We start from the raw sequence: 21,088 nt of genomic DNA, 5'->3' as shown, positions 1-21,088 counted from the left end.
ATTTTAAACCGACCACAGCAAAAACACCGACTCGATTTAACAAAGTCTCTTGATAGTTTGCTACAATTAGAGAATAACTACAAAAATTCAGAGAATGATATGGGGTTTTGTAGGGTTACCTGGCAAAGTTGGCACAGCAGGTTTATCCATGCTGTATATATTTAATTATTAAGGGGACAACGTATGCAAAAATTAAAGAGCTCAGTTCATGTTGCAGTACCTACAGGATTTGATAAAGACGAATCACTTAATACAGATACGACGATACGTCATATCAAACATTTAAATGATCATGGTATTCAATCTGTTTTAGTCTGTGGTAGCACTGGTGAACAGAATAGTTTAACCGTAATTGAAAAAATAGCGCTACTTGACTCACTGAATCAATCGACTATCAATAAAGATATGGAAATTATTTTTGGCGTTTCTAGCATTCGACAAAAAGATGCCGTGAAATTAGCAACAGTTGCAAATAACATACCTGCCATTTGTGGGGTATTACTGGGATTCCCACCTTACATAAGACCAACACAAGAAGAAGCGATTATCTATGCTGAAAGTATACTAAAGGAACTTCCTGATAAAGCGATTATTATCTATAATCATCCCATTAGAACCGGGTTTGACCTTTCAGAAGACAGTCTAGTTTACTTAATCAATCATTATCCAAATATAGTTGGGGTAAAGGAGTGCAATGACTTAAGTAAAGCTTCCAGTATAAAAAAGAAAATAGATAGAGAATTAGATTTTTATATTGGTGGTGACCTTGATATAGACAAGCATTTAGCCTATGGGTTCAATAGGTTATCTTCTATCGTCGGCAATCTTTATCCTGAACAAGTTTTATCTTATTTTTCTGATATCACGCAAGGGAAAAATACGGATAACTATGACTCGCTAATACAGGAATGGCAGTCTCTTTTTGCAAGTAGAACGATCCCTAAAATAAAAGAACAAATTGCTAAAACGGAAGGTATCCCCATGTCGACTTCCAGAAGTCCATTAGGCAATTAATGCCAATTTGGGCATTTTTTTCAAATGCGGTTGCTAGCAAATACCTAATCAAGTCAACTCTCCATAAGCTATCCAAGAAAGGACCTACTTTGTATGTTCTCAAAGACCGTTAATTTTATCAGGTTATACTACCTTGCGCTATTTGTTGTTTTGTATGTTTCTTTTCACAATTCAAGCGTCTACGCCTTGTTTATTTTAAATACGTTTTTAGCCTACATCCCTATTGAACTGACCTTCCTTATCAATAAGTTAAAGAGACCATTTGGTATCGTATTCTTGACAGGTTTATGGCTATTATTTTTCCCAAACAACTTTTATCTTTTCACTGATTTATTCCATCTCTCCTTGTTATCTCCTTACAATAGTCAAACAATGATGATAACTACTGATATTTCAGTATGGTTCAAGCTGCTAATGGTTATCCTATCCGTATTACCGACAACATTTTTAGGCTGTTGGAGCGTAGATCGCGTCAGCTCAATAATCAATAAAAGTGTTCTAAAGAAAATAAGTCTTACCCCTATCATGATGGTCATACTCTTTTTAAATACGATAGGTGTCTACCTTGGCCGATTTGGCAGATTAAATAGTATTGATTCCATTACTTCCTTTAAAGAAACTGCACAAAATATCGTAAGTCAACTCGTTAATTTAGACGTGAATGCCATTAAATTAATTATCCTGTTTTATGTTTTTTCTCTCATCATAATGGCAACTTACCTGTTAATCACCTCACTACCAACGCAGAAATTAGTTGATTGACCCGGTATGAAGGCGTGATAACGCTTTTGTTTTATGGTAACTCAACTATTTAAGGCCTGTTTGTGTTGCGTAAGATATTAATGATGACAATTTAGATAAGTATAGTAAATGTCATCATTTTTTGCTATAATGTAATAAAATAACAACAGTGTCAAATTAACCTTATATAGTGCTCACTACTTCACCCCTTACTAAATGCCATATATCGATACTAGCTGATCTAAAATAAAGGAGAATAGATGATGAAAGAAAAAGAAAAAACGGCCTTAATCAAGGAAAGATTTGATGTCGCTGTTGGCGGACTTGCACAAGGTATCACGGTCATTACAGATAAAAAAACAGGGGTACAATACTTAGCTATCGCTGGTAGTGGTACGTCTGTAATAGTAGATAAAGACGGTAAACCGCTACTATCTGAACGAGTTGATGACGATCCAAAAGGGATTTCTCCTTTCTAGTCACTTGTAAATTAGCTTATAGATACTAGTCAGCTACTAGATAAAGACGGAGGCAGGTCATGCTTAACATCATCACTGATATCATCAGCCAGATGCTCGCAGCCATAGGCTGGAAAAAAATAACTGATGATAAGACAGATAACTAACCTCATCTCAAAACAGATGGCGCAGGTTCAAAAAACGAAAAAATCGTCGTTGATCAATAGGATCAGCGGCGATTTTTTATGATGTGCAGTTATTATCTGCACATCGATTGCTATCAGAGTTGCATTTCCTTGATCAGATTGACCATTTCTACAGCGCCGACTGCGACATCAAAGCCTTTATTGCCGGCCTTAGTACCCGCACGTTCGATCGCCTGTTCGATATTTTCAGTTGTCAAGACACCAAACATGACCGGGATCCCACTATTTAGTGAGACACTGGCAATTCCCTTAGAGACTTCTGCACAAACATAATCATAGTGTGAGGTGGCACCACGAATGACTGTACCGAGGCAAATAATGGCTTGATAGTGGCCTGAATTAGCCATTTTTTGTGCCATCAAAGGAATTTCATAGGCACCTGGTACCCAAACAATGTCTATTTCTGCTTCATCGACACCGTGGCGTTTAAGCGCATCTTGTGCACCACCCAAAAGCTTTGCATTAATAAATTCGTTAAAGCGTGCAACGATAATCCCAAATTTTGCATCTTGTGCAAGTAGTCTGCCTTCATAAGTTGTCATTTTATATACTCTCTTCATTCTATCTACTTAAGTTATTTGCGTGTTACGATATGTGTCGTTTTAAATGGAGCTTGCTAGCTCATCTAGCCTTACTTATTTTTGATCAAAGTGAAACATATGGCCCATTTTATCTTGCTTAACATGAAGATAGTCCAGATCAAATTCATTTGCTTCGATTTGAATGGCAACACGCTTAGTAATCGCTAGACCATAGGCTGATAGCTCATCTATTTTTTGCGGATTATTTGTCAGCAGGTGCAGGGATTTTGCACCTAATTCTTTTAGGATTTGTGCGCCGATGTAGTACTCCCGCTCATCCTCAGCAAAGCCAAGGGCTAAATTCGCTTCCACTGTATCAAGTCCATCATCCTGCAAGGCATAAGCCCGAAGCTTATTGATCAGACCAATCCCGCGACCTTCTTGACGTAGATAAAGTAAGATCCCACAGCCTGCTTGATTAATTTGCATGAGCGCTGCTGATAATTGCTCACCACAGTCACATTTCATTGATCCAAATGCATCCCCGGTCAGACATTCAGAATGCACACGGCAAAGTACATCTTGCCCATCCCCGATGTCACCTTTCACTAGTGCCACATGATGCTCGCCGTTTAGCTTATTGATAAAGCCCATGATCTTAAATTCACCATATTTTGTCGGTAGTTTTGCCTGCGTGACACAGGTCACTAATACATCATTGCGCTTACGATAGTCTTGTAGGGCTTTGATCGTAATCATTTTCAACCCCCAAGCCTTAGCTTTTTCCATCAGCTCTGTCGTCCGCATCATCTCGCCATCATCAGCCATAATTTCAACACAAACACCAGCTGCTTTAAGTCCTGCAAGTCGCATCAAGTCGACGGTAGCTTCCGTATGTCCATTACGACCCAGCACCCCATTTTTGTTGGCAAGTAGAGGGAAAACATGACCTGGACGGCGAAAGTCATGATAAGTTGCCCCTTCTTCGACTAATTTTCTGATCGTTAAACCGCGATCAATCGCAGAAATACCAGTTGTCGTGTCAACATGATCGATCGACATCGTAAAGGCAGTCCCATGATTATCTGTGTTGTCTGCTAACATCTGTGACAGCTGAAATTTTTCTGCGTAATCGGCACTGATTGGGCTACAGATCAAGCCTTTAGCATGTGTTGCCATAAAGTTAATATTTTCAGTTGTCGCAAACTCAGCGGCACAAATCAAATCGCCTTCATTTTCACGCGTCTCATCATCTGTCACGATAATCATTTGGCCGTTTCTGAGTGCATCTAGCGCTTCCTCTACTGTATTATAAGCATCCATATCTTCTCCTTCAGTGGTTAAAAACCGTATTGTGCTATTTTTTCCATGCTTAACTTTGTCGTGCTGGCTGTTTCTTGTGCCTGACACATCAGTTTTTCTATATATTTACCGACGATGTCATTTTCAAGATTGACAGTATCTCCTACTTTTCTGTCCCTTAAAGTCGTCTGACTCGCCGTATGAGGGATGACAGATACACTGAATGTCTTGTCCGTTACTGTGGCTACAGTTAAACTAATTCCATCGATGGTAATCGAGCCTTTTTCCACGATATATGCCATGATACGAGAGGATGATGCAATCGTATACCAGATGGCTATATCATCTGCTTTAACTGCTTGAATCACGCCAGCACCGTCGATGTGCCCCGTCACGATATGGCCACCAAATCTGCCACAAGCAGACATGGCACGCTCTAGGTTCACCGAACTTTGCAATTTAAGTGCACCTAGATTCGACCGATTTAAGGACTCATGTGCCACATCTGCTGTGAATGTATTTCCTGAAATATGTGTGACTGTCAGACAGACACCATTAGTTGAGACACTGTCTCCTATGCCTAAATCAGTAAAAATAAGGGTAGCCGCGACTGTCAGTTTAACTGATTTTGGACCATGGTTCATGCCAATGACTTTGCCAACTTCTTCCACAATACCTGTAAACACTTAGCTTACCTCACTTTCTATCAAGATGTCCTCACCGAGTTTTTTAACTGTTGCATTTGCAAGCAGATAGGCTTGATCTGGATGTGCCACACCCTGTCCTGCTACAGGTGTTTTTGCTGTCTGTCCACCAAAAATTTTCGGTCCAATATAGGTTTTTATTTTCTGGACGATACCCGCTGCTAAGGCGGCAGCATTTAGACTTGCACCTCCCTCCAAATAAACACTGTCTATACCTAATCGGCCTACTTTATGCATCAAGGCTTTCAAATCAAGGTGTCCATCCAGCTCAGGTATAACGAGTAACTCACATCCAGCCGCTAGATAAGCCTGTTGTCGGATTGGATCTTGTTGACAAGTTGCAATAATTGTCCGATAATCATGGGCTGTCCTAACCACTTTTGCGTCAAGTGGAATTCGAAGCCTACTGTCACAAATGATGCGAATCGGATGCTTGCCATTTGGGATTCTGGAGGTTAATTCTGGGTCATCTAACATAACCGTGCCACTTCCGACCATGATAGCCATAAAGCGCGACCGATCTTGGTGTACATCTTGACGTGATGCGCTAGCAGTGATCCATTTGGAAGCACCCGTATAAGTCGCAATTTTACCATCCATGGTCATGGCATACTTCATGAGCACATAAGGTGTTTGTGCTGATATGTAGTGCAGAAAAATGGCATTTGCTTGTGCACACTCAGGTGCTAGCAGTGGCCCTTCTACGATGATGCCTGCTGCGCGCATGGCCTTGATCCCCTTACCTGAGACAAGCGGATTAGGGTCAAAATGCCCGATGACAACCCGCTTAATCTGATGCGCAATAATTACTTCAAAACACGGTGGCTGATGGCCTGTATGCGCACAAGGTTCTAGCGTCACATAAAGTGTGGCACCTTTTGCTGACTCCGTCAGATTTTTAAAGGCATTACGCTCAGCATGAAACCCACCATATCGTTCATGGTAGCCCTCGCCAATAATTCGACCATTTTTAACAATGACAGCGCCAACTTGTGGATTGGGATTGACCCACCCTTTCCCAAGCCGTGCTAAGTCAAGCGCATAATGCATATAGGTTTCATCTTCAGTCATGACACGCCTCTCTTATCGTAAAACAACATAAAAAACACCCAAATTTACTAAAATCAGGGTGTCTTGTTTATTTTTTCACAAAATTAGTACACAAAAAAAGCATGCACAATCTTACAAAATTATAAAACAACTGTCTTCTTTCATCCAGACTATACTGTCGGCTTTGGAATTTCACCAAATCAACTCTTTCGAGGTCGCGGGCTATACCGCCGGTAGGGAATTACACCCTGCCCTGAAGCGTTATTCAATTATTTATACCTTATCCTATACTATCTATTTTCTTTTGTCAAGGATAAACTTTTTGCTATGGCACTTTTCAGGCTATAAAAATACCACATTTTTATAGCCAGATAGCTAGATTTGGTGAGATAAAAAATAGGTCTAACGCCTTTTATTACAAACTATATAACGCTCATAATCCGCGCATCATTTTAAGACTATCATTTGAAATATAAGGCATGACATCCACCTTATACACAAGCTATTTATCTCTAAACAGCTATAATAACGGCTTGTTCACCAAATTTAGAAACGCTTATGCTATACTTAAAAAAGACGCTACATGGCACGGATGTCGTGTAATAGATTAGTTTAGGATTAGCAAGGCGTCTTACAACTATCCTGCTTACTAAGAAAACGTCCGTAATATGACACCTATTGCGGAAAGTTAACAGCTACATATGGATAGGATCGCATTATGAAAAATAAAGTACACCTTTTTATCGGTTCTGTGGGTGCTACAATCGGCTTGTTTGTCTTTTTAGCCTATATTCCACAGATTATTTCCAACCTCAACGGCGATAAAAGTCAGCCTTGGCAACCGTTAATCGCTGCAATTTCTTGCTTAGTTTGGGTACTTTATGGTCTCACTAACCAGCCGAAAAGAGATTATATTCTCATTATTCCAAACACCTTAGGCGTTATTCTAGGTACGTTGACCTTTTTAACTTCTTTATAAGATCAAGCGCTTCATAAGATGGTATTTTAGACACTGGTCTAGGCCGTTTTATGCTATAATAGTCCTATAAGTGTTTTCAAATGAGGTAGGTCATGCTTAACTGGTTGTATCCAGTATTTAGTGCATAACCGACGCAACCGATTGTCACGTCAGGCGATAAGCTATTGTCAAACAGACCAATGAATTTGTTCAAATATTGCGTTTATTTATGCCTCTTGTGCAGCCTAAACTTTACAGATGATGGCGCCACTTATTTATCAGTAACGTCATCACGCTCCCTACTTTAAGCGATTGCTTAACATAACAAAAACCTTTAGCCTAACCCCTATTTGTTTTCCCCTAGAATGGACCTTACACCATGAAAAAAGATGAAATCATCACACTAGCAAATGGCCAAAAAGCAACAGTTATTAGAGGTGACGAATCCTACTTAGTTAACAGCTATGTTGTCCAACTCGAAGACGGTCAATTAAGAATGGTTGATAAAAAAACCTTAACACTCGCTAGAGCTAAATAAGCACAGTTACGACCTGGCAACAGGTGTATTGATCATTGCAAATTGCAAACTTTACCACTAGTTATCTAAACTGCTTGAAACAGTCGTATCCACTGTTTCAAGCAGTTTTCTTTAAGACAGGGAGAATACCTAATTTGTCCCTAATTATTTTCAAATTGTTTAGGAGTACACATTGACTTTTTTAATGCCAGTAATAGAAACAATCGGCGCCTGGTTACTTTTTGCTGCTCCCCTACTTCAAGCCACAACTGAGCTTCATGAAGAAGTGGCCGGATGGGAAGCCATTAGAAATCGTTTTCAGACATCAAATAAAATAAATATCAAGCAAATTTCTCTATGGTGGTGGCTAGTACCGCCAGTCAAGATTATGTTAGAGAGACGAAAAATCAGCAAAATCAAGCAGGCATATGCGGACATCACACTTTCAGATGACACGCATAAAGCCCTACGTCGTTTTTCCTTAAAGGCCAATGGCTGGATCGGTGTGACCCTAGGTGGCTGGTTGGTAGCGATCAGCACAACCTGGGAATTAGTAGAAAAGGTTGAACTGGGGATTAAAACTTGGATATTTTTGCTGCTACTGCTTACTTATACCAGCATCCTGTTTACCATCAAGTTAATCAAGAAGGCATCACATTAATCCTATACTAACTTTCCCAAATGCTATATAGGCAAAAAGTATCTTTTTAAAAACTACTTTTATTTTAAAGCGCTTCCTTTTATGTTAGAATAGAGTTATGAGCGATTTAGAAAACAGGCTAGACCGCGCCTCAAGCGGCGAATACCGACTAAACCCCGATGAGCAAAGACGCTATCTGAATACGTTTCGAGAACGTGTCTTACTCGCTATCACTCTTCCTGATGCCAAAAATGTGCTTTTAAAAGCGCAATTTGATCACATCCTAAGGACCTATGATAATCAATCTGATCCGATTTTTGTAAAGCTATCTGGTAGCTTACCTGATGACCTATCAGGCTTTTATCTAAAGGCTGCGACCAATCACCACTTTGAGGGTCAGATTTTAGAAGAAGAGACGACAGATACTTACGGCATTATCATCCATACTGATCATGCGATTGACCTGGCTAAGATTGACTTAGCTGATACTTTTCCGGATATTAACCTGACAGAAGTCCCAACACAAGCCAAACAAAAAAAGAACCTATTCTCAAAACTCTTTGGCTAATGATGACTGATCAAAAAACCGACTTGATAAATTAAGTCGGTTTTTTGATAGCTGTTTTAGGGATAAAGACTGTCGTCATATCTACACCTTCTAGAGTCAAAAGCCATACTTTTGCATCCATCCCTCCCGCATAGCCAGTTAAACTCCCACTAGCGCCGACAACACGGTGACAAGGGATAATAATAGAAATCGGATTATGACCGACTGCACCACCTACTGCCTGACTAGACATACTTGCTTTCTCCATGGTAACTGCAAGTTTTTTTGCAATCTCACCATAGGTTATTAACGTGCCATAAGGAATCTCACAAAGTATTTGCCAAACTGCTTGTCTAAAGCTACTTCCTGCTGGTGCCAGAGGTAGGGATGCGATACTAGGCTGATGACCGGAAAAATAACGAGCCAACCAGCTTTTTGTATCAATAAAAACTTGCAAGGTATCATTTATCACTGCATCATCTGCTAAGGTTTCAGCAAAATGTGCCTGATTTTCCAACCATAATCCTGTCAGATGACGGCCATCACTAGCGAGCGTCATAAGTCCTATCGGTGAGTGATAAGTTGTTTTGCTATCTAGCATATTCATCAATCCTTCCTCACTACTTGTGAGCAGTTAAATAGGTATAGGTATGTCAATACTATCAATAAGATGTCAAAAAAATAAGGCACATAGACATCCTACTTAGGGCTGCTTGCTTCCGCACCTGACCCACTTCGTAAAACGACTATTGCCTCATCTATAAGTATACCATAAAATTTATTTTTTGCGTCTATTTTTAAAGAATTTTTGCATAATCTGAGCACAATCGTCTGCCAAAATCCCTTGTTCAACCTGTAACCGATGGTTTAAGCGCTCATCTTCAAGAATCTGATAAAGGGATACTGCGCCGCCAAATTTTGGATTGGTCGCACCAAAATAAACAGCTGGTATGCGTGATAAGGAGATTGCGCCTGAACACATGACACACGGCTCTATTGTCACAAATAAAGCACAATCAAGTAAACGCCAATTTTCTACATGCTCATTTGCTTGATCGATGACACGAATTTCAGCGTGATGTGTTGCTTTTTGATGGCGCTCTCTCGCATTGAAGGATCTGGCAATAATCTGTTTATCCTTAACGATTACTGCGCCAATAGGTACTTCCCCATAATCCGCTGCTTTTTGCGCTTCAACTAGTGCCTCACGCATGAACTGTTCTTTTTCTTCCTGTGTAAATGTCATCAAAATGTATTAAAATCCCATGTCTTATGCGGTGTCGCTAATTCCGTTACCACACCTTGTGCTGCATTTTCTGCTTCCTTGCGTAGCTGTTCCAAATCGCCAAACTGTGGTAAATGTGTTAAAACCAGCTTTTTAACAGCTGCTTCACGCGCGATTTTACCTGACTCTGTACTAGAGAGATGATTTGGCATGTTTGCTTTGTCTGCAAAAAAGTAGACGTCAGCTAAAAGCATATCTGCATCTTTCGAAAAGTCAATCAGACCATCAAACCAGCCGGTATCTGCTGTAAATACTAAAGTTTGACCCGTTTTTCTTTCCGTAATTCTCATGGCGTAACAAATGATCGGATGTACCGTCTTTTGAAAGGTAATGTCAAAAGGTCCTATTTTTTGAATGCCAGAAACATCATAAGCAATCCCTTTTGAGACGCCATCCAGTGTTAATTTGTTGAACTCATGTACATCCTGATCATGTCCGTAGATATCCAGAATTGCACTATCCCAGTCAGGATCTGTTTTTGGCCATAGTTGGCGGAACTGACGTAAGACACCTAAATCAGCAATATGATCTTCATGATAATGGCTGATGATGACTGCATCTATGTAAAGTGGAGATAGCTCATGTTCAAGCTCGGTCACTGCACGACTCCCCACATCAATCAGTAGATTAAAACCAGAGTTACTAGATAATAAATAAGAGGTGGTCCCACTATCTTTATGCGGATAGCCTCCTAATACGCCCAATGCTGTTAATTTCATATCATAAGTCTCCTTTATCAATTCTTTATAGATTTAGTTTAACACAATTCAGTTAAGTTTAGGTTAAGATGGATAGAATATACTAAAGTCATTCCTAAAATATTTTTTTCATAACCTTCTCCAACAAGACACCGCCTATTGGATATAGGTGGTGTCACTTAAAAACAAACCTGGTCCTCTTTCCCAGGTTTGTTTTTTTATGCAAGTAACCCTACAGATAGGTGTTATAGATGATTGCTTAGCCAATTAAAAAAGCTATCCTTAGACAGCTTTAGTTGATTCTCTAACTTTCAATTCAAAAGGCACTGTCACTTTTTCCTTAAAGTCGTCTGGATAGGCTAACAAATGGACGAGTTTTTGGACTGACCGATGGCCTAATTGTCTGATATTGATATCAAACGTCGTTAGGTAAGGGTGAATTAAACTGGCAAACACTGAGTTATTAAAAGAAATAACAGAGACATCAGCTGGTACGCTGATACCTTGCTCTGATAGCCTTTGAATGACTTTAATTGCTAAAATATCGTCTAAAACAACCAAGCCTGTTGCGTGACCAATATCAAGTTTATTTTTTGACTTAACAAGCCGACCTTTTAACCCAAGTGACTGCATTTTTAGCACAAAGCCCTGATAGCGTTCATGGAAGACTTCTCCAGAATCTGTATTACTGATAAAGGCCAGTTGCTTATGACCGAGACTTGCCAGGTAGCTAGCTGCTTCTGATCCCATTAACTGATTATTATTATCAACAGCCGTAATCTCGTTTGCACGTTCGATGGTCGATCCGACGATAACAAAGGGAATTCTGTCTGTTATCAGATAGCTTCTGACATCATCTTCTTCTCCAGCGTAGAGAACGATAAAGCCGTCCACTCTCTTTTCCTGATACATGACTTTTACTTGACTTAGCAGCTCATCATTCGAATGTCCAGATGCAATGGATACAGTAATGTTGTTTTGACGTGCTGCTTCATTTATAGCTGTTAGAATTTTCATGAAGAAAGGTTGTTCTGATTTATTTTCAATTGGTGGAAAAACAACACCTATTGCGCCTGCCTTACCACTTGCCAACGTTTGCGCAGCAGCATTTCTTGAGTAGCCAAGTTCTAGCATGGCCTTCTTAACTTTTTCTTTTGTCTTGTCAGATATCGCCTTACTATCATGGATAGCTCTGCTAACCGTTGATGCATTCACCCCTGCTAATTTTGCAACGTCCTTTATTGTAACTGTCATATTTTCTCCATATTACGTATCTAGCTAAGAGGGGCTGCTAATATCAACTAGACCCACTTAAGGTATTCGGTAGTCAGTTGGCCAACTGCTTATCGCTTAACAGCAGATTCGGTTAACCCATTCAGCGTATAAAAAAACGTTTTTCGCAAACGTTTTCATACATTGTTATTATTTTCCCATACTTCCGTCAAAAAATCAAGCGTCAGCTCACGCGTATTGCTAACGATCGCGATATCAGCCCCAAGGATACTAGCCTTGCCTACACCTATTGGCAAGGCATGAGCAGCTTTAATTGCTGCAATACCTGCTGCAGCATCCTCTATCCCGATCGTCTCTTGAATTGCTACATTGACACCTGCTGCAGCTGCTAGAAAGATATCTGGTGCTGGTTTGCTTTCGGCTACTTTGGCAGGATCTGCAATGGCATCAAAATACTGAGTAAGGGCCATTTTCTCTAGCAAAAACGGGCCGTTTTTAGAGGCAGAGGCTAGGGCAATCTTGATATCATGACGGCGTAGTGCCTTGAGTAAGCTTAAAATACCCGGATAGACATCCTGAGGTGATACGGCTTGAATCATCTCGACATAGTTTTTATTTTTGTCTGCTGCCATCTGGGCAAATTCCTCGGTCGTAAATGTCTCTTCAAGACCGCCATATTTTAGAATGCGACGCAGAGATTCCTCACGTGATACACCTTTGAGTTGCTCATTAAATGTCCTGTCTATGGCAATACCAATACGCTTGGCAAGTTTTTCCCAGGCAAGAAAATGATAATTAGCCGTATCTGTAATCACACCATCTAAATCAAATAAAACTGCTTTAAACATCTCAACCACCCACTTTCACTTGATAGATTGGCTGTGCGACATTCAAGGTAACTGCCTGATCATAGACTTGCAAACTGATGCTATCACCAGATAGCAACCTTACCTCGACATCATCAGTAACTGCTATTTTTAGTAAACACCCACGATAGTTGATATGAAAGGCATATCCTGTCCAATCGCTTGGTAGAAATGGGGCAAAGCTCAACTTAGCATCCCATGTTTTCATTTGTGCAAAGCCTTGAACGATGGCTAACCAAGAGCCAGTCATCGATGTGATATGTAAGCCGTCCTGGGTATCATTGTTATAATTATCAAGGTCGAGACGAGCCGTACGTCCATACATCTCGACTGCCTTACGCTCTTTACCGAGTTCAGCCGCAAGGATGGCATGAACTGATGGTGAAAGGGAGCTTTCATGAACCGTCATGGGTTCATAGAAATCAAAGTTACGCCTTTTCTCATCAAGCGTGAACTTGTTGCCAAAAAAGTAAATGCCCTGTAAGACGTCTGCCTGCTTAATAAAAGGTGACCGCAGAATCTTATCCCATGACCAGTTTTGATTGAGCGGTAAATCAGTTGCTGCTAAGGCTGAAACAGGTCGAATATCCTTGTCTAGATAACCATCATGCTGAACAAAGATACCTGCCGTTTCATCATATGGAAAGTACATTTTCTCGACGATATCGGCCCATTTTGCTAATTCTGTATCGGAAACTGCTAAATCTGCTCGAGGATATTTAGCTAAACTCTCAGCAGTATAAGTTAAAACCCAGCTAGCTAGTTGGTTTGTATACCAGTTGTTGTTGCTATTATTTTCATATTCATTTGGGCCTGTCACCCCATGAATCATATAAAGGCCATGCCGAGCTGAGTAGTGCACACGGTCTGCCCAGAAACGTGCGATTTCAACAAGTACCTCAAGGCCTTCTTTTGCCAAATAGCTGTCATCTCCACTATAGTTTGTATAGTTATAGATAGCATAGGCAATCGCCCCATTACGGTGGATTTCTTCAAAAGTAATTTCCCACTCATTATGACATTCAACACCATTAAAAGTGACCATAGGGTACAAGGCACCTTTTAAGCCTTGTTGCTGGGCATTATGTTTTGCTTGAGATAACTGTTTATGCCGATAGGTTAATAAGTTTTTTGTGACCGTTTGATCTGCTAGAGATAGATAAAGCGGTACCGCATAGGCTTCTGTGTCCCAGTAAGTCGCACCACCATATTTTTCTCCAGTAAAGCCTTTAGGGCCAATGTTTAGTCGGTCATCTTCCCCATAATAAGTTGAGAATAGCTGAAAGAGATTGAAGCGTATCCCTTGTTGCGCTTCATCAGAGCCAGAAATCACAACATCAGAAATGTCCCAACGTTTAGCCCAACCCTCTACTTGTGCTTGATATAAACTGGCATAGTCCTGCTGTATTACCTGCTCTTTGACAATCGTCTCATTTCCAGAAATAACCGCTGATAAACCTTCATAATCGCGACTCGTTGTCACCACAACACGCTTTTCAAAGGTTAAGCTGCCATCAGCTGGTAGATCATTTTCAAACGTATCTGTCACTGATTTTTCTGCCGTCGTTTGCTTGACTTGATCAAAATCACCTGCAAAGGTTTGACTGGCCACAACCGTAAACTGCTCAATCCCAAAAGGATTTTCAATCGTTTGCGTGGCAATAAATGACCCGTTTTCCTGATGACCTTTTTCAAGCACATGCCAAAACTGTTCATCATAGTTGGCATCTTCATTTTTAACATCAGCGTCAATAACAGACCCAATGCGAATCTGATGGTCTCTGCCATCAAGATTTTCAAAACGAAAGGCAAAGACAGCTAATTCACGCGTGTCGACTGAAAAGAAGCGTTCAGCAGATACCCCGACACCAGCTATCTGATACCCATAACTCAAAATGCCTTTTGCCATATCAAGCGAGATGCTAAAATCTGTTATGCGCTTATCAGCTAAATCTACTTCATTCCCATCAATAAACAGATGAATCCTGGCAATATTTAAGGCATTAATCGCCTTACCAAAATACTCAGGATAGCCATTTTTCCACCAGCCAACACGTGTCTTGTCAGGATACCAAACCCCAGCCAAATAAAAACCTTGGTGATGATCAGCTGAATAGGTTTCTGAAAAATTACCGCGCATACCCATATAGCCATTACCGATAGCTGTCAAAGACTCCTGGAGTCTGCGATGGTCAACTTCTAGTTGATCAGATTTAATTTCCCATGGATCAACAGCCATAATACGTTTAATTTGATTCATTTTAGTTCCTCTCATTCATTAGCAAGCTCGCTATCCCATCAAGTCATAAAGGTAATCGTTTTCACTCACTATCTTAGCATGTAAAAGCTGTCATATCAAGCGCTTGCTTTAGCTGACCTACTTTCTTATACGCATGTTTTCCGGTGCAGCGCTATCAGCTATTCATACAGCCTTATTTGTCTATCAGACTGACAAGAAAGCCATTCGGGTTAAGTGTTTCATCCTGATAGCCATCATGAAATAAGCTATCTCCAAAGCCTTTATCTAGTTGATAGCTTTCAGTACTTGCATTAAAACAAGCAAAAATAGTTGTATTGCCTAATTTTCTAGTAAAGCGGATGATATCACCTGTCACATCCCACCTTAAATCTCCTCCTACAATCACTTGCAAATGATCCTTTCGAAGTTGGATTAAGGCTTGCATGAAGTGATACATATCCTGGTCTTGTTTATCTGCGTCCCAAGCCATCGGTTTACGATTATCTGGATCTTGTTCACCTGTCATACCATATTCACTACCGTAATAGATATCAGGTGTCCCGACTTGCAAAAACATAAAGGTGTAGAGTTGCTTAACGACTGCCTTGTTGCCTTTTGCGATACTTAAAATGCGAGGTGCATCATGGGAATCTAATAAATTAAACATCATTTGGTTGGTTTGATCTCTGTTTAGCATCAGCTGTGTGTTCAGGTTACTGACCATCTTTTCAGCTGTGATTTTACGGCGTGCAAAATAATCGACCATTGATCCAGTGAAGGCATAATTCATCACACCATTAAACTCATCACCGTTTAGCCAAGCCTGTGCACTAGTCCAAATTTCCCCTAAGATATAAAAATCAGGATTTAAGGCTGTCACTGCTTTATAAAATCTTTTCCAAAAATGATGGTCTACTTCATTAGCCACGTCAATTCGCCAAGCATCTATGCCAAATTCACGAATCCAATAGGTCCCAATCTCCAAAAGATAGGCCTGTACTTCTGGGTTAGCAGTGTTCAGCTTTGGCATATGCGGTGTAAAGGCAAAAGTTTCATAGGTTGCATCACGTGCTTCTTCAAAGTTATCAGTTGGGGTATAGGTCGCTGGCCATTTTTTAACATGAAACCAGTCTGCATATTGGGATGCTTGCCCATTTGCCAGGACATCCTGCCACTGCGGACTTTCATCTCCAATATGATTAAAGACCGCATCTAACATGATTTTAATGCCCTTTTCATGTGCTGTGTCTACCAGCTCTTTAAACTCAAGTTTGCTACCAAAATGTGGATCAATTTCAAAATAATTTTGCGTATCATATTTATGATTGCTTGGTGCCTCAAAGATCGGATTTAAATAGATGCCATTGACACCTAAAGCGACTAAATGGTCTAGATGGTCAATAATGCCTCTTAAATCGCCACCGTAGAAGGCATCACGACTAGGGTGGTCATCAGGTTGCCAAGGCAATGTGCCGGCATTATCATTTGTTTGATCACCATTCGCGAAACGCTCAGGAAAAATTTGATACCAAATCGTTTCCTTAACCCATTCAGGTGCCTTAAAGCGATCAATTTCCTGAAAATAAGGCATTTTAAAGTAAGCATTTGATCCCATTAAATTAGTATCACTATCATTAGCTGATGCACTATCCTCAGGTACTGCTTCAAACCCTTGATCCCCATAAAAAATAGATTGACCGGCATCATCTGTCAAGATAAAGCCATAGTTTAATCTATTGTAAGGTGCATGAAGCGTTGCTTGCCAGTATTGATGGGTGTCTGTTTTAAGTGATGCGACCATCTCGACATCTGCTTCTTGATGCCAGACGCCTCCTGGTGTATCATACGGATCTCCGGATATCACACTGACTTTTTCAATATCATTAAGACCGGTACGTAAACGAATGTGCAAGTCAGTTGCGGTATATAGATAGGCATACTCTGATTCAGGTCGATGATAAATTGCTGCTAGATTCATAACTTCCTCCACTAAACATGTAATCGGTTTCATAATAATACACCTCTATTCTAGCACAAATATCAAATAATGCAATCGTTTGCATCGTATTTCTGTAAAATTTATATAAAATAGCAATACCTGATGCATCAAGAAAGCTCTTAACTAGCTATTTGAACCTAATTAAGCGCTAGTTAAGAAAATATAAGCTATTTTTTCCCATCTTACGATTAGCCTTTACTATTTTTTCTTTATTTTGATTAGAAATTGTCAGTACACTATAGAATAAACTCTGATTGCACGACCATTTTTCTAAGATATCACAGATAAAAAAGAAATCGCTTGCTTAAATTAAATAAATAAAAAGCTGATGAAATGGCTTTATATAAGGCGTTTCATCTGTTTTTTAAAAATAGTTTAAAATTTTTTTAATAAACCACTTGACATTTAATGGAAACGGTTGCATAATAGATCTTGTAAAGAAAAGTGATTTTTGCAAACATTGAGTCTTAACATCTCATACCGACAATGATATGACTTAGGTTAGAGCTGTTACCTCACCATTTATGGAGGAAAACATGAAACATTTAAAAAGAACTTTATTAGTCAGTGCAACACTTGGCGCTGCCATCTTAACACTAGCTGCTTGTGGATCAGATAAAAAAAGTGATACAACTTCAAAAGATTCTGGTAAAACAACTGTTAAACTTTGGGTGACGACTGATTCAAAGAAATTTTACAATACGGCACTTGCTGACTTTAAAAAAGAAAATCCGACTGTATCAGTGAATGTCATAGAAACTGAGGATGCAAAAGCACAAGAGAATGTTAAAAAAGACCCCTCTAAAGCAGCTGATGTCTTCTCCATGCCTCATGACCAGCTTGGACAGCTGGTAGACTCAGGTGTTATTCAAGAAATACCTGATAACTATGCAACAAAAATCAAAGGCGAAAATACTGAGAATGCAATCTCAGGCGCTGAATATAAGGGCAAGATGTATGCCTTCCCATATGGGATAGAGTCACAAATCCTTTATTATAATAAAGAAAAATTATCTGCTGATGATGTTAAGTCCTATGAAGGTATCACGTCTAAAGCCACATTTGGTGCAAATTTAAATGCTGTCAATGCCTATGCTATCGCGCCACTATTCATGTCAGTTGGCGATACACTTTTCGGAGATAATGGTGAAAAAGTGGATGGCACCAACTGGAATAACGCCGCTGGTGTTAATGTACTGCAATGGATTACTGACCAAAAAAATAATAAGGGATTTGTCAATGTTGGTGATGATACCCTATCTAAATTCGCAGCGGGAACTATCGCATCATTTGAGTCTGGACCTTGGGACAAGGATAAGGCAACCGAAGCTATTGGCAAAGATAAACTCGGTATTGCTGTTTACCCTACAGTCAAAATCGGGGGGCAAGACGTCCAACAAAAAGCATTTCTTGGTGTCAAACTTTACGCTGTCAACCAGGCTGCTGCTAATAACAATACCAAACAAATAGCTGCTGCCTACAAACTTGCTGATTATCTATCTAGTGAAAAAGTACAAGAACTTCAATTCAAAGATAAATCACGTAACATTGTCCCGTCTATTAAAACCGTTCAAGCTGCTGACTATGTCAAGACAGATGCGCTTGCACAGTCTGTCGTAACCATGAGTCAACCAACTTATAGTGTTGTCATGCCAAAAATCCCTGAAATGACAAACTTTTGGACAGCATCTGCAGCAGTGCTTTCAGACACCTACAATGGTAAAATCAAAGCTAATCAATACCAAGCGAAACTTGATCAACTTGTAAAAGATATTTCAGGTAAAAAATAAACGGCTTAATATTGAATAAGGGGGAAATCCCCCTTATTTTATGACAAGATTAAAATCGTTCAGTCTATCACAGAAAGGAGTATGATGCATGAACAACCTAATACTTGATGACCACTATTCAATGAAGGACGTCTTCATAAAAGGTGACCTCATTACAAAACTGTCCTTTGTATTCAGTGGATTAAATAATTTGCGACATAAGCAATTCATCAAAGGATTTAGTTTCCTGATTGCTGAAGTACTTTTCCTACTTACCTTTGTCATTCAGGTAATACCAGCTTTGGGTGGCTTAATCTCACTTGGTACGCAAACACAAGGCATCAAAACGATTACACAAGATGGGATTAAGATACAGGTCGCAATAAAAGGTGACAACTCGATGCTCATCATGATATTTGGTCTAGCATCTCTCATTTTTGTCTGTTTCTATTGCTACATTTTCTGGTGCGGACTAAAATCAAATCGCAAACTGTTTGCCATGCAAGCACTGCATCTTAAACCTGCTACTTTTTTAGAAGACGTCAAGACACTTACAGATGGCCGTTTTCATATGACCTTGATGTCAATTCCATTAATCGGTATTGTTATCTTTACAATACTCCCCTTAATTTACATGACACTCATCGCCTTTACAAACTATGACCATAATCATCTCCCGCCTAAACATCTGTTTAACTGGGTTGGGGTCGAAAATTTTGCCAATATTTTCACTGGCCGTATGGCAGGAACCTTCTTACCTTTGTTAACTTGGACATTAGTATGGGCTGTTGCAGCAACCGTCACCAACTTCTTTTTCGGGATCATTTTGGCGCTTTTAATTAATACAAAAGGTTTAAAATTCAAGAAAGTTTGGCGGACCATCTTTGTGATTACGATGGCTGTTCCACAATTTATCTCCCTACTAACGATGAAAAATCTACTCAGTGATTGGGGGCCTATCAACCAACTCCTCCAGAAATGGGGCTTGATTTCGCAGCCACTTCCCTTCTTATCGGATGGTCTTTGGGCCAAATTTTCAATCATCTTTGTTAACATGTGGATTGGTATTCCTGTGACGATGCTGATTGCGACTGGGATCATCATGAACCTACCTGCAGAACAAATCGAAGCAGCTGAAATTGATGGGGCAAATAAACTTCAAATTTTCAAATCAATTACCTTCCCACAGATTTTGTTGATCATGACACCAACGCTTATCCAACAGTTTATCGGTAATATTAATAACTTCAATGTTATCTTCCTTTTAACTGGAGGGGCACCTGTCAGCTCAAAACTCTATCAGGCGGGCGAAACCGATTTACTTGTGACCTGGCTCTATAAGTTGACTGTCACAGCAGCTGACTATAACCTTGCTTCTGTCATCGGTATCATCATCTTTGTGCTATCAGCTGTCTTTAGCTTACTTGCCTATACACGGACAAAAGCTTATAAGGAAGGGGGAGCAATATAATGAAAAAACAAAAGCGCATTAATTTACTGCTAGTTTATATCACATTAGCTATTCTAGCTGTTGTCTGGCTATTTCCAATCTTTTGGATTTTAATGACAAGTTTTCGTGGTGAGGGTGCAATGGCTGTCCCTTATATTATCCCCAAACACTTTACACTTGCTAATTATGCTAAGTTATTTACTAACGACTCTTTTCCTTTTGCTAGATGGTTTGCCAATACTTTCGTTGTTGCCCTATTGACTATGATCATATCGACTTTCATAACAGTCGCAATGGCTTACTCACTGAGTCGCATCAAGTTCAAATTTAGAAATCGCTTCTTAAAACTTGCATTAGTCCTAAATATGTTCCCTGGTTTCATGAGTATGATCGCCATCTATTACATCTTAAAATCGATGGGACTGGATCAAACACTAACTGCATTAGTCATTGTCTACTCAGCTGGCGCTGCACTTGGTTTTTATATCGCAAAAGGCTTCTTTGACACGATTCCCTATTCTCTGGATGAATCAGCTATGATTGACGGTGCGACAAGAGCGGATATCTTCTTTAAAATCACACTGCCCCTATCTAAGCCAATTATCGTTTATACGGCGCTTATGGCCTTCATGGCCCCTTGGATGGACTTTATCTTTGCTAAGGTCATATTAGGTGACCAAACCGATAAATATACGATTGCGATCGGTCTGTTCACTATGGTCACGCCTGAAAAAATCAATAACTGGTTTATGGCCTTTACTGCAGGGTGTGTCCTGATTGCCATTCCAATCACTATCCTCTTTATCTTCATGCAAAAATACTATGTTGAAGGAATTACAGCAGGTGGTGTAAAAGGTTAACCTAACATGAGTTGAGATTAAGAAGCACCCC

Annotated in this window: 21 protein-coding genes, 1 other RNA gene and 1 riboswitch; of the genes, 10 read left to right on the top strand and 12 right to left on the bottom strand. The window is 39.9% G+C overall.

Translation table 11 applies throughout. From position 1 onward, the window contains the following. The first annotated feature begins 183 nt into the window (after positions 1 to 183). The 3 genes from RU86_RS09525 (at position 184) to RU86_RS09515 (ending at position 2,234) form a co-directional block, all read left to right on the top strand. Entirely contained in the window at positions 184 to 1,014 is an 831-nt protein-coding gene (locus RU86_RS09525; RefSeq protein ID WP_096815096.1) for a dihydrodipicolinate synthase family protein, read from the top strand. A 93-nt stretch (positions 1,015 to 1,107) separates the two neighbouring features. Further along, positions 1,108 to 1,776: a DUF1361 domain-containing protein gene (locus RU86_RS09520; RefSeq protein ID WP_096815095.1), complete on the top strand. Its 669-nt coding sequence runs from the start codon at positions 1,108 to 1,110 to the stop codon at positions 1,774 to 1,776. A 239-nt stretch (positions 1,777 to 2,015) separates the two neighbouring features. After that, positions 2,016 to 2,234 (top strand): DUF6440 family protein, encoded by a 219-nt coding sequence (locus tag RU86_RS09515; RefSeq protein WP_096815094.1) that lies wholly within the window; start codon positions 2,016 to 2,018, stop codon positions 2,232 to 2,234. Positions 2,235 to 2,493: 259 nt separating this feature from the next. Here the strand turns inward: RU86_RS09515 and ribH are convergent, their stop codons facing one another. From ribH to ribD, 4 genes are all read right to left on the bottom strand, one after another. Then, the gene (ribH, locus tag RU86_RS09510; protein ID WP_096815093.1) at positions 2,494 to 2,961 is read right to left on the bottom strand and encodes a 6,7-dimethyl-8-ribityllumazine synthase; all 468 of its coding nucleotides are present in this window, start codon (positions 2,959 to 2,961) and stop codon (positions 2,494 to 2,496) included. Positions 2,962 to 3,054: 93 nt separating this feature from the next. Further along, positions 3,055 to 4,263, bottom strand: a complete 1,209-nt coding sequence (locus RU86_RS09505) for a bifunctional 3,4-dihydroxy-2-butanone-4-phosphate synthase/GTP cyclohydrolase II (protein ID WP_096815092.1) — start codon at positions 4,261 to 4,263, stop codon at positions 3,055 to 3,057. A 17-nt stretch (positions 4,264 to 4,280) separates the two neighbouring features. After that, the gene (locus RU86_RS09500; RefSeq protein ID WP_096815091.1) at positions 4,281 to 4,928 is read right to left on the bottom strand and encodes a riboflavin synthase; all 648 of its coding nucleotides are present in this window, start codon (positions 4,926 to 4,928) and stop codon (positions 4,281 to 4,283) included. Continuing rightward, positions 4,929 to 6,017, bottom strand: a complete 1,089-nt coding sequence (ribD, locus tag RU86_RS09495; protein ID WP_096815090.1) for a bifunctional diaminohydroxyphosphoribosylaminopyrimidine deaminase/5-amino-6-(5-phosphoribosylamino)uracil reductase RibD — start codon at positions 6,015 to 6,017, stop codon at positions 4,929 to 4,931. Between the two features lie 128 nt (positions 6,018 to 6,145). Further along, positions 6,146 to 6,261: riboswitch (FMN riboswitch) on the bottom strand. Positions 6,262 to 6,714: 453 nt separating this feature from the next. Here ribD and RU86_RS09490 point away from each other — a divergent pair. The 4 genes from RU86_RS09490 (at position 6,715) to RU86_RS09475 (ending at position 8,679) form a co-directional block, all read left to right on the top strand. Continuing rightward, the gene (locus RU86_RS09490) at positions 6,715 to 6,975 is read left to right on the top strand and encodes a SemiSWEET family transporter (protein WP_047915698.1); all 261 of its coding nucleotides are present in this window, start codon (positions 6,715 to 6,717) and stop codon (positions 6,973 to 6,975) included. Positions 6,976 to 7,333: 358 nt separating this feature from the next. After that, complete coding sequence (locus tag RU86_RS09485) at positions 7,334 to 7,492, top strand: hypothetical protein (RefSeq protein ID WP_047915699.1); 159 nt, start codon at positions 7,334 to 7,336, stop codon at positions 7,490 to 7,492. Between the two features lie 172 nt (positions 7,493 to 7,664). Continuing rightward, entirely contained in the window at positions 7,665 to 8,132 is a 468-nt protein-coding gene (locus tag RU86_RS09480; RefSeq protein ID WP_179296264.1) for a hypothetical protein, read from the top strand. Positions 8,133 to 8,229: 97 nt separating this feature from the next. Next, positions 8,230 to 8,679: a DUF1694 domain-containing protein gene (locus tag RU86_RS09475; protein WP_096815088.1), complete on the top strand. Its 450-nt coding sequence runs from the start codon at positions 8,230 to 8,232 to the stop codon at positions 8,677 to 8,679. A gap of 31 nt (positions 8,680 to 8,710) precedes the next feature. Here RU86_RS09475 and RU86_RS09470 read toward each other — a convergent pair whose 3' ends face one another. From RU86_RS09470 to RU86_RS09435, 8 genes are all read right to left on the bottom strand, one after another. Beyond that, entirely contained in the window at positions 8,711 to 9,265 is a 555-nt protein-coding gene (locus tag RU86_RS09470; RefSeq protein ID WP_096815087.1) for a methylated-DNA--[protein]-cysteine S-methyltransferase, read from the bottom strand. A gap of 61 nt (positions 9,266 to 9,326) precedes the next feature. Beyond that, an RNA gene (gene ffs, locus RU86_RS09465) (signal recognition particle sRNA small type) lies at positions 9,327 to 9,424 on the bottom strand. 12 nt (positions 9,425 to 9,436) lie between these two features. Then, a complete protein-coding gene (tadA, locus tag RU86_RS09460; protein ID WP_096815086.1) occupies positions 9,437 to 9,904 on the bottom strand; it encodes a tRNA adenosine(34) deaminase TadA in 468 nt (155 codons plus the stop codon). After that, a complete protein-coding gene (locus RU86_RS09455) occupies positions 9,904 to 10,662 on the bottom strand; it encodes an MBL fold metallo-hydrolase (protein ID WP_096815085.1) in 759 nt (252 codons plus the stop codon). Before RU86_RS09455 ends, tadA begins: the two co-directional genes overlap by 1 nt. Positions 10,663 to 10,923: 261 nt before the next feature. Next, a complete protein-coding gene (locus tag RU86_RS09450) occupies positions 10,924 to 11,895 on the bottom strand; it encodes a LacI family DNA-binding transcriptional regulator (protein WP_096815084.1) in 972 nt (323 codons plus the stop codon). Positions 11,896 to 12,050: 155 nt separating this feature from the next. Continuing rightward, positions 12,051 to 12,722, bottom strand: a complete 672-nt coding sequence (pgmB, locus tag RU86_RS09445) for a beta-phosphoglucomutase (RefSeq protein ID WP_096815083.1) — start codon at positions 12,720 to 12,722, stop codon at positions 12,051 to 12,053. A 1-nt stretch (position 12,723) separates the two neighbouring features. Then, positions 12,724 to 15,000 carry a glycoside hydrolase family 65 protein gene (locus RU86_RS09440; protein ID WP_096815082.1) on the bottom strand — a complete coding sequence of 759 codons (2,277 nt, stop codon included), beginning with the start codon at positions 14,998 to 15,000 and terminating at the stop codon, positions 12,724 to 12,726. 172 nt (positions 15,001 to 15,172) lie between these two features. Next, entirely contained in the window at positions 15,173 to 16,957 is a 1,785-nt protein-coding gene (locus RU86_RS09435; RefSeq protein WP_096815081.1) for a glycoside hydrolase family 13 protein, read from the bottom strand. Positions 16,958 to 17,514: 557 nt separating this feature from the next. Between RU86_RS09435 and RU86_RS09430 the strand changes: the two genes are divergently transcribed. The 3 genes from RU86_RS09430 (at position 17,515) to RU86_RS09420 (ending at position 21,057) form a co-directional block, all read left to right on the top strand. Further along, positions 17,515 to 18,768, top strand: a complete 1,254-nt coding sequence (locus tag RU86_RS09430; RefSeq protein WP_096815080.1) for an extracellular solute-binding protein — start codon at positions 17,515 to 17,517, stop codon at positions 18,766 to 18,768. Positions 18,769 to 18,856: 88 nt separating this feature from the next. Continuing rightward, the gene (locus tag RU86_RS09425) at positions 18,857 to 20,218 is read left to right on the top strand and encodes a carbohydrate ABC transporter permease (RefSeq protein WP_096815079.1); all 1,362 of its coding nucleotides are present in this window, start codon (positions 18,857 to 18,859) and stop codon (positions 20,216 to 20,218) included. Beyond that, a complete protein-coding gene (locus RU86_RS09420; RefSeq protein ID WP_096815078.1) occupies positions 20,218 to 21,057 on the top strand; it encodes a sugar ABC transporter permease in 840 nt (279 codons plus the stop codon). The genes RU86_RS09425 and RU86_RS09420 overlap by 1 nt, the downstream gene beginning before the upstream one ends. Positions 21,058 to 21,088 lie beyond the last annotated feature (31 nt).

It is taken from the genome of Pseudolactococcus piscium (assembly GCF_002441695.1).
Lineage (GTDB): Bacteria > Bacillota > Bacilli > Lactobacillales > Streptococcaceae > Pseudolactococcus > Pseudolactococcus piscium.
The sequence above is the reverse complement of the archived record's forward strand: the minus strand, read 5'-3'. Positions and strand labels throughout refer to the sequence as shown.

Bases quoted from the DNA above. Each gene is read 5' to 3' on its own strand.
- RU86_RS09525 (WP_096815096.1), top strand. From the start codon at position 184: ATGCAAAAATTAAAGAGCTCAGTTCATGTTGCAGTACCTACAGGATTT.
- RU86_RS09520 (WP_096815095.1), top strand. From the start codon at position 1,108: ATGTTCTCAAAGACCGTTAATTTTATCAGGTTATACTACCTTGCGCTA.
- RU86_RS09515 (WP_096815094.1), top strand. From the start codon at position 2,016: ATGATGAAAGAAAAAGAAAAAACGGCCTTAATCAAGGAAAGATTTGAT.
- ribH (WP_096815093.1), bottom strand. From the start codon at position 2,961: ATGACAACTTATGAAGGCAGACTACTTGCACAAGATGCAAAATTTGGG.
- RU86_RS09505 (WP_096815092.1), bottom strand. From the start codon at position 4,263: ATGGATGCTTATAATACAGTAGAGGAAGCGCTAGATGCACTCAGAAAC.
- ribD (WP_096815090.1), bottom strand. From the start codon at position 6,017: ATGACTGAAGATGAAACCTATATGCATTATGCGCTTGACTTAGCACGG.
- RU86_RS09490 (WP_047915698.1), top strand. From the start codon at position 6,715: ATGAAAAATAAAGTACACCTTTTTATCGGTTCTGTGGGTGCTACAATC.
- RU86_RS09485 (WP_047915699.1), top strand. From the start codon at position 7,334: ATGAAAAAAGATGAAATCATCACACTAGCAAATGGCCAAAAAGCAACA.
- RU86_RS09475 (WP_096815088.1), top strand. From the start codon at position 8,230: ATGAGCGATTTAGAAAACAGGCTAGACCGCGCCTCAAGCGGCGAATAC.
- RU86_RS09470 (WP_096815087.1), bottom strand. From the start codon at position 9,265: ATGAATATGCTAGATAGCAAAACAACTTATCACTCACCGATAGGACTT.
- tadA (WP_096815086.1), bottom strand. From the start codon at position 9,904: ATGACATTTACACAGGAAGAAAAAGAACAGTTCATGCGTGAGGCACTA.
- RU86_RS09455 (WP_096815085.1), bottom strand. From the start codon at position 10,662: ATGAAATTAACAGCATTGGGCGTATTAGGAGGCTATCCGCATAAAGAT.
- RU86_RS09450 (WP_096815084.1), bottom strand. From the start codon at position 11,895: ATGACAGTTACAATAAAGGACGTTGCAAAATTAGCAGGGGTGAATGCA.
- pgmB (WP_096815083.1), bottom strand. From the start codon at position 12,722: ATGTTTAAAGCAGTTTTATTTGATTTAGATGGTGTGATTACAGATACG.
- RU86_RS09440 (WP_096815082.1), bottom strand. From the start codon at position 15,000: ATGAATCAAATTAAACGTATTATGGCTGTTGATCCATGGGAAATTAAA.
- RU86_RS09435 (WP_096815081.1), bottom strand. From the start codon at position 16,957: ATGAATCTAGCAGCAATTTATCATCGACCTGAATCAGAGTATGCCTAT.
- RU86_RS09430 (WP_096815080.1), top strand. From the start codon at position 17,515: ATGAAACATTTAAAAAGAACTTTATTAGTCAGTGCAACACTTGGCGCT.
- RU86_RS09425 (WP_096815079.1), top strand. From the start codon at position 18,857: ATGAACAACCTAATACTTGATGACCACTATTCAATGAAGGACGTCTTC.
- RU86_RS09420 (WP_096815078.1), top strand. From the start codon at position 20,218: ATGAAAAAACAAAAGCGCATTAATTTACTGCTAGTTTATATCACATTA.